At 60.0% G+C, this 7,705-nt stretch carries 7 protein-coding genes; 1 reads left to right on the forward strand and 6 read right to left on the reverse strand.

Translation table 11 applies throughout. The annotated features are described in order from the left end of the window. Positions 1-30: 30 nt before the first annotated feature. Positions 31-1,386: an MFS transporter gene (locus HMPREF9538_RS21395; RefSeq protein WP_004188196.1), complete on the reverse strand. Its 1,356-nt coding sequence runs from the start codon at positions 1,384-1,386 to the stop codon at positions 31-33. Between the two features lie 440 nt (positions 1,387-1,826). Here HMPREF9538_RS21395 and HMPREF9538_RS21390 point away from each other — a divergent pair, with 440 nt between their 5' ends. Further along, positions 1,827-2,537 carry a DUF3053 domain-containing protein gene (locus HMPREF9538_RS21390; protein ID WP_002921929.1) on the forward strand — a complete coding sequence of 237 codons (711 nt, stop codon included), beginning with the start codon at positions 1,827-1,829 and terminating at the stop codon, positions 2,535-2,537. A 108-nt stretch (positions 2,538-2,645) separates the two neighbouring features. On the opposite strand, the gene ghrB is transcribed toward HMPREF9538_RS21390, so the two are convergent. The 5 genes from ghrB to HMPREF9538_RS0127040 all read right to left on the reverse strand — a co-directional run. Beyond that, positions 2,646-3,617 (reverse strand): glyoxylate/hydroxypyruvate reductase GhrB, encoded by a 972-nt coding sequence (gene ghrB, locus HMPREF9538_RS21385; protein WP_004145219.1) that lies wholly within the window; start codon positions 3,615-3,617, stop codon positions 2,646-2,648. A gap of 24 nt (positions 3,618-3,641) precedes the next feature. Then, positions 3,642-4,922 (reverse strand): MFS transporter, encoded by a 1,281-nt coding sequence (locus HMPREF9538_RS21380; RefSeq protein WP_002921927.1) that lies wholly within the window; start codon positions 4,920-4,922, stop codon positions 3,642-3,644. Positions 4,923-5,026: 104 nt separating this feature from the next. Continuing rightward, entirely contained in the window at positions 5,027-5,962 is a 936-nt protein-coding gene (locus HMPREF9538_RS21375; protein ID WP_002921921.1) for a sugar kinase, read from the reverse strand. A gap of 3 nt (positions 5,963-5,965) precedes the next feature. Beyond that, on the reverse strand, positions 5,966-6,715 hold the full coding sequence (locus tag HMPREF9538_RS21370; protein WP_009484287.1) for a sugar phosphate isomerase/epimerase family protein: 750 nt from the start codon (positions 6,713-6,715) through the stop codon (positions 5,966-5,968). 111 nt (positions 6,716-6,826) lie between these two features. Then, on the reverse strand, positions 6,827-7,705 hold an 879-nt coding region (locus HMPREF9538_RS0127040; protein ID WP_009484288.1), incomplete at its 5' end, for a substrate-binding domain-containing protein.

The following is a 7,705-nucleotide window of genomic DNA, read 5'->3' on the forward strand; positions in this document are numbered from 1 at the left end:
AAGGCGGGCGCGGGGCGCCGGCTTATAGGGTTAGGCTTTCTGCAGGCTTCTCGCCTCATCTGTCGTCGCCGGCACGGATTTACTGACCCGGTACTTGATCAGCAGCGCAATGGCTGACAGGAACGCCGGGATGGCCAGCAGGGTGAAAATGGTCTCAAAGGAGAGCTGAGCCTGCATCAGGAAGGCGCCGCTGAACGCGCCGAGGATGCCGCCGAAGCGGCCGATACCCAGCATCCAGGCGACGCCGGTGGCGCGCCCCTGCGTCGGATAGAAGCCAGCCGCCAGCGCCGGCATCGACGACTGCGCGCCGTTCATAATGCTGCCGGCGATAAAGACCATCACTCCCATTAGCGCCAGGCTGCTGGTGGAGAAGCCCACCAGGCAGACAAAAACGCCGGTCAGCAGCCAGCCGACGGCCACCACTTTATTGGGGTTAATCTTGTCCATCAGGGCGCCGAGGATCAGCACGCCAATCCCGCCGCCGAGCGGGAACAGGGCGGTGATAATTGAGGCCTGACTCATCGAGGCGCCGGTTTCACGGATGAGCAGCGGCAGCCAGCTGGTCAGCAGATAGAAAATCAGCAGGCCCATAAAGTAGGTCAGGCACAGCATCACGGTACCCACCGCGTAGCGAGGGGAGAAAATGACGCCGATCGCGGATTTCTCTTTCACCTGGCCTGCTTCGCGTAGTACAAATTCCACTGCCTTCGGCAGCGGCGCGATACGGCGCAGGATAGCAGCAATGCGCTGCGCCGGGTGCTGCTTCACCACCAGATAGCGGACGGACTCTGGCAGCAGGAATATTAATGCCACCGCCAGCAGGAGGGGCATCACGCCGCCCAGCACCAGCACGCTCTGCCAGCCATAGTGCGGGATCATCCAGGCGGATAAAAAGCCGCCCAGCGAAGATCCCATCGGAAAGCCGACAAACATCAGGTTCACCAGCAGCGCCCGACGGCGCTCCGGCGCATATTCACTCATTAGCGTCGCGGCATTCGGCATCGCCGCGCCAAGGCCCAGACCGGTCAGGAAGCGCAGCAGCGTCAGCTGATTAAGGCTGGTGGCGAAGGCGGTGAGCAGGCTGAATCCGCCGAACACCACGATCGACATGATCAGCACTTTTTTGCGGCCGATGCGGTCAGCCAGCGGCCCTGCGGTTAAGGCGCCGACCGCCAGGCCCACCAGCGCGGCGCTCATCACCGGGCCGAGGGCCGATTTTTCCACGCCCCACTCTTGCACCAGGTCGGAGGCGATGAACCCGATAATTGCGGTATCGAACCCGTCCATCGCGACGGTGATAAAGCAGAGCGCAAGAATCATCCACTGGTAGCGGGTGAAGGGGTGCTCGTTGATAAAGGCCTGAATGTCGATGGTTGTCTTAGTCATACGGCTTTCCTGGCAGACTGAGCGAGGGACAGAGGTTTATTATTATCGTCGCCTTCGCGTCGTTGAGTTTGATTTGTGCGATAATCGAACATATCGCCGTTAATCGCTCATTCATCAAATCATTGAAGTGCGAGGCAGGCAATCCAGACGCGTGCCAAAGCGTGCGATTATCGTCCGCTTTAAGGCGCAGTGCCGGGTTGTTGCTTTTTATTTATATTAATATCAATGGCTTATGAAGTTCTGATCCACCTGATCTTAAGACCATATTTGTGATGCGCATAACAGACGTTCTACAGCGCGACGATGGCGTGCAAAATGGTGTTTTTCCCGCGTAAGATTAGCAGGAAAGGGTATCCTGCGAGGCCGAGCTGGACTATCCTTGTCAGCGTCTGGCACGTGTGTGCCGTTGTGCGCTTTTTTTGGCTGAAAGGAGTAAAAAAATGGCGACAGGAAAGTCCTGCTCTCGCTGGTTTGCGGCTATGGCGGCCTTATTGATGGTGGTTAGCCTGAGTGGGTGTTTTGATAAAGAGGGCGATCAGCGCAAAGCGTTTATCGACTTCCTGCAGAATACGGCGATGCGTAGCGGTGAACGTCTGCCGACGCTGACCGCCGATCAGAAAAAACAGTTTGGGCCTTTTGTCTCTGACTACGCGGTGATCTACGGTTACTCGCAGCAGGTGAGCCAGGCGATGGACGCTGGTCTGCGCCCGGTGGTGGACAGCGTCAATGCGATCCGCGTCCCGCAGGATTATATGACCCAGCGTGAGCCGCTGCGTCAGGCGAACGGCGCGCTGGGCGTGCTCAGCCAGCAGCTGCAGAATGCGAAAATGCAGGCCGATGCCGCGCATGGCGCGCTGAAGCAGGCTGACGATCTCAAGCCGGTCTTCGATCAGGTTTACGCCAAGGTGGTGACGGCGCCAGCCGACGCGCTGCAGCCGCTGATCCCGGCCGCGCAGATCTTTACCCAGCAGCTGGTTCAGGTGGGGGATTTTGTCGCTCAGCAGGGGACGCAGGTGAGCTTTGTCGCCAACGGCATTCAGTTCCCAACCTCCCAGCAGGCCAGCCAGTACAATGCGCTGATTGGGCCGCTGGCGGCGCAGCATCAGGCGTTTAATCAGGCATGGACGGCGGCGGTGAACGCCACCCGTTAATGCTTCATCTGGCTGACGTTGGCTGCGGCGAACGGGCAGGATGATGGACAGGATGCAAAAAGAACCCGGGGAGGGCGGTTGCCGCCGTTACCCGGGTTTTTTTATGGCTTATTTTACCTGCGGATTGACGCAGTTTTTCTCTACGTTGCCGTTCAGGGCGTCGATCAGGTTGTCCACCGCACAGGCCGCCATGTTGTAGCGCGTCTCATGGGTGGCGGAGCCGATATGCGGCAGCGCGACGACGTTCGGCAGGCTCAGCAGCGGTGAGTCCTTGGCCAGCGGTTCGTGTTCGAACACATCGAGACCGGCAGCGTGGATCTCACCGTTCTGCAGGGCGGCGATCAGCGCCTGCTCGTCCACTACCGGGCCACGCCCGGCGTTAATGAAGATGGCGGAAGATTTCATTTTGGCAAACTGCGCCTGACCGAACAGATGGTGAGTCTCTTCGCTCAGGGGCAGGATCAGGCAGACAAAGTCAGCCTCCTGCAGCAGGGTATCGAGATCGCAATAGCGGGCATTGAAGCGTTCTTCCGCCTGCGGATGCTGGCGACGCGCGTTATACAGGATTGGCATGCCGAACCCGAAGTGGGCGCGCTGCGCCAGCGCCATACCGATGCGGCCCATGCCGACGATGCCTAAGGTTTTATGGTGAACATCCGTGCCGAACCAGTCCGGACCAATGCTCTTCGTCCATTCACCCGCTTTGACGCGCTCCGCCACTTCCACCACCCGGCGCGCGGTACTCAGCACCAGCGCCATGACCGTATCGGCGACGGTCTCGGTCAGCACGGTCGGGGTATGCATCAGCAGCACCCGGCGGGCGTTCAGCGCCTCGACGTCGAAGTTGTCATAGCCAACGGAAACGGTGGAGGTCGCACGCAGCTTCGGCATCTTCTCCAGCAGCGCGGCGTCAACCTTTTCGCTGGAGCCCAGCAGGCCTTCAGCCTGGGCGAAGGCCTCAGCGTGCTGCGAAACGGTCTCCGGCCGCAGGTTTTTCACCTGAGTGACGGAAAAGTGCTCCTCCAGACGCTGTAGCAGGTCGTCGGGAAGCGTTTTATAGAGAATGACAGACGGCTTCATGCGAATCTCCGTAGTATGAGTCGTTCAGGCGTGATGTGCGCCAAGTGGAAGGTTTTGATTATTAGCAGGCTTAACAATCAAAGTCAGCCATACTGAGGCGAAAAGCGCTACCCCCATAAAAATATAGGACGCTGCGGGGCTGCCGGTGGCGCCGTTCAGGTAGCCGACAAACCACGAGCCGCAGAAGGAGCCCAGCGCGCCCATGCTGTTGATCAGCGCCATGGCGCCCCCGGCGACGTTGCGCGGCAGCATTTCCGGAATAATGGCGAAGAAGGGGCCGTATGGCGCATACATTGCCGCCCCGGCTACCACCAGCAGGGTGTAGGAGACCCAGAAGTGGTTGGCGCCGACCGCCCAGGAACCGATGAAGGCCAGTCCGCCAATCAGCAGCAGCGGCCAGACGAACAACTTACGGTTTTGCAGTTTATCCGAGGCCCAGGAGACGACGATCATGGCGATGGTGGCCGCCAGGTACGGGACAGAAGAGAGCCAGCCCACTTCCACCATCCCCATATTTTCACCGCCGCTGCGGATAATCGACGGCAGCCACAGTACAAAGCCGTATACGCCGATACTCCAGGCAAAATACTGCGCGCAGAGCAGGATCACGTTGCGGGAGCGGAAGGCTTCGCCATAGTTACGCACCGCTTTGATGCCTTGCTGTTCACGATCCAGTTGTTCCTGCAGCGCCGCTTTTTCACTCTCCGCCAGCCAGGACACCTGCGACGGCTTATCTTTCACCAGCACCCACCAGCAGAAGGCCCAGATCACCGCCGGCACCCCTTCGATGATGAACATTTCCCGCCAGCCGAAGGCCTGAATCAGGTAGCCGGAGACTACCGACATCCACAGGACCGTCACCGGGTTACCGAGGATCAGGAAGGTGTTGGCGCGAGAGCGCTCTGATTTGGTGAACCAGTTGCTGATATAGATAAGCATCGCCGGCATCACCGCGGCTTCGACGACGCCGAGGATAAAGCGGATCGCCGCCAGCGCCGGGATATTATGCACAATACCGGTCAGGGAGGCGCAACCGCCCCACAGGATCAGGCAGATAAAGATCAGTTTGCGAACGCTGCGGCGCTCCGCATAGATAGCGCCGGGGATCTGGAAGAAGAAGTAGCCGAGGAAGAACAGCGCCCCCAGCAGGGAGGAGATCCCCTTGGTGATGCCCAGGTCTTCGGTAATGCCTGCCGCGGAGGCGAAGCTGAAGTTGGCGCGGTCGAGGTACGCCAGGCTATACGTGATAAACACGATAGGCATGATGTACCACCAGCGTTTCGTTGCATTTGTTGAGCTATTCATAGGCTTGCCTCTGTCAATGAGGAGACATACGTCCGTCGAAACGGACGCTGCTGTGCCGCGCTGCAGGTAGGGTACAGGACGGCTGTTATCGTTGCGTAGAAAAGTTACTCGCCCAGCGCGTCGCGAGTGGGCAGCCCCTCGCTGTCGCCCTGGACCTGAATCGCCAGCGAACCGATTTTATTGCCGCGGTTCACCGCCTGAAGCAGGGTTTTGCCTTCCAGCAGGGCGCTAATCACCCCGACGGCAAAGCCGTCGCCGGCGCCGACGGTATCGACGACGTTATCGACTTTAATGGCATCGACCGTTCCCTGTTCGCCGCTGGCGCTCTTGAACCAGGCGCCGTCGCAGCCGGTTTTAATGACTACCGCCTTGACGCCGCGGGAGAGATAGAAATCGGCAATCCCTTCCGGGGTCTGCTGGCCGGTAAGAATCACGCCCTCTTTTAAGCCTGGCAAAACCCAGTCAGCCTGGAAGGCGAGACGGTTGAGTTTCTCCACCATCTCGGCTTCGCTTTTCCACAGCACCGGGCGCAGATTGGGGTCGAAAGAGAGGGTTTTTCCTTCGGCTTTCATTACCTTCGCCGCATGCTCCAGCAACGCGTAAGAGCTCTCAGAAAGGGCCGCCGCGACGCCGCTCAGGTGCAGATGGCGGGCGCTGGTGAAGTAGTCGGCGCGAAAATCGTCCGGCGAAAGATGGCTGGCTGCGGATCCTTTGCGGAAATACTCCACAATGGGATCGGTTCCATTTTCGACTTTCGATTTCATCTGGAAACCGGTAGCGAAGCGGTTGTCGATGGCCACAGCGTGGCTATCGATCCCCTCTTTCGCCAGCGATTGCAGTACGAAGCGGCCAAAGCTGTCGTTGCCGACGCGGCTCACCCAGCCGACTTTCAGGCCCAGGCGCGCCAGGCCGGTGGCGACGTTCAGCTCGGCGCCGGCGACACGTTTCATGAAATGCTCCACCTCGGCCAGATCTCCGGTTTCGGTGGCGACAAACATGGCCATAGCTTCGCCGATGGTGATGACATCTAAATTTTCCACGACTTAATCCTCGCGTAACAGGTTGACGTAGCGGCGGGTCACGGCCGTCAGGTCATGGCCAGTCAGCGGAAACTCGATTCCACGCGGCGCGTCGGCGGGAAGATTATCGAGCAGGGCCAGCCAGCGTTCGGCGGCCTGATCCGGCGGTACAGCGCGGAATTTCTCATGATGAGGCTCCGCCGCTTTAACATGAATATAGCTGACCGCCGGCGCAAGATGACGTGCCGCCTCTTCCGGCGAATCGCCAACCCACAGCCAGTTGCCCATATCAAACGTTAAGGTGATCGGCAGCTGATGGACCCGGCAGGCGGCTTTGAAGCGCTGCATCGGCGCCAGCTGGCCGCAGTCGGTCTGGTCATTCTCTACCACCAACGCCATGCCGCTGTCGCGGAGGATATCGCGCAGCTCATCCAACTGCTGATTGTGGAGGAAATGGCCAAGGGAGAGCTTCAGCCACAGAGCGTTCAGAGTTTGCGCTTCCGCGAGCAGCGTCGGGAGATCCGGGTTAAGCTCGCCGTTGTCGGTGAACAGCGCCTGCGGCGCGGAGTAGCAGGCCAGCAGGCCGTGGCGCTCAATGGTGGCCGCCAGCGAGGGCAGAGCGTTGAGCTCTTCCGCGCTGCACAGCTCGCGGCGGATTTCGACGCCGTCCGCGCCGGCGTTGGCGATAAACGGCAGGACGGCGGCCTGCCCGCCTAAGGATTTAACATGGTCATTACCATACGCAGCGGTAACGACAATAATTTTTCTGGCCATCGCGCTCTTACTCCCGGCGTTTGTTGCTTAATCTCCTTAATACGCTAGATGGTATCGGTTCCATAAGAAAGGGCGAGATGTTTAATTTATGATCGGCATCACGAAGGATCGTTAACGGGAGGTTGATCCGCGGACGATAAGCTCGCCGGAAAATACCCGTTCGCGGATGGGGTCGTTAGTGCCGGCAATGCGCCGAATAACCTGTTCGACCGCCGCGTAGCCGATCTGCCACGTCGGCTGTTTGAGGGTGGTAATACCGACGCCGGCCAGCTCCGCCCACTCCAGTTCGTCGAAGCCCAGCAGGCCGATATCGCTCCCCCAGATCAGGCCGACGCGCTTCAGGGCGCGGGCTACCTGCAGCGTCAGCGCGCCGTTGGCGGAGATGACCGCTTTGCGCATCCCGCGGTGGCGGGCATGGAACTGACGCAGGACGTTGTCCAGCATCGCGCCGTCGTTAAGCTGCACCTCGGCGTTTTCGGCCACCACGCCGTGGTGGCGGGCAAGCGTGGCGCGAAAGGCGCTCAGGCGCTCGCGACGGGTATTCACCGAGCCCAGCGGTTCGCTGAGAAACAGGATGGCCTCGAATCCTTTTTCCACCAGATGTTCGGTGGCGGTGGTGGCGGCCTGGGCGTTATCAAGCCCGACCACATCGCAGGCGAAGTCGGGGATTTTACGGTCAATCAGCACCATCGGCAGGGCCGACTGCTGCAGGCGGTTCAGGCCATCCTCCCGCATACCGACTGCGTTGACCACGATGCCTTCCACCTGGTAGCTGCGCAGCAGGTCCAGGTAGTGCAGCTCCTGATCGAGCTCGTTATTGGTATTACACACCAGCAGGGTGAAGCCCTTTTCCCGGCAGGCTGCTTCAATGCCGCTCATGACGTTGACCGAGTAGGGATTGGTGATATCGGCGATAATCAGGCCGATGAGGCGGGGTCGGCCGCGCTTTTGGGCGCGGGGCCCCCGGCGGGGGGGGGGGGGGGGGGGGGG

The sequence above is a fragment of the Klebsiella sp. MS 92-3 genome (assembly GCF_000195655.1).
In the GTDB taxonomy this organism is placed as follows: domain Bacteria; phylum Pseudomonadota; class Gammaproteobacteria; order Enterobacterales; family Enterobacteriaceae; genus Klebsiella; species Klebsiella pneumoniae.

Excerpts from the sequence above, each read along its gene's own strand:
- HMPREF9538_RS21380 (WP_002921927.1), bottom strand. The coding sequence starts at position 4,922 with ATGAATAGCTCAACAAATGCAACGAAACGCTGGTGGTACATCATGCCT.
- HMPREF9538_RS21390 (WP_002921929.1), top strand. The coding sequence starts at position 1,827 with ATGGCGACAGGAAAGTCCTGCTCTCGCTGGTTTGCGGCTATGGCGGCC.
- ghrB (WP_004145219.1), bottom strand. The coding sequence starts at position 3,617 with ATGAAGCCGTCTGTCATTCTCTATAAAACGCTTCCCGACGACCTGCTA.
- HMPREF9538_RS21370 (WP_009484287.1), bottom strand. The coding sequence starts at position 6,715 with ATGGCCAGAAAAATTATTGTCGTTACCGCTGCGTATGGTAATGACCAT.
- HMPREF9538_RS21395 (WP_004188196.1), bottom strand. The coding sequence starts at position 1,386 with ATGACTAAGACAACCATCGACATTCAGGCCTTTATCAACGAGCACCCC.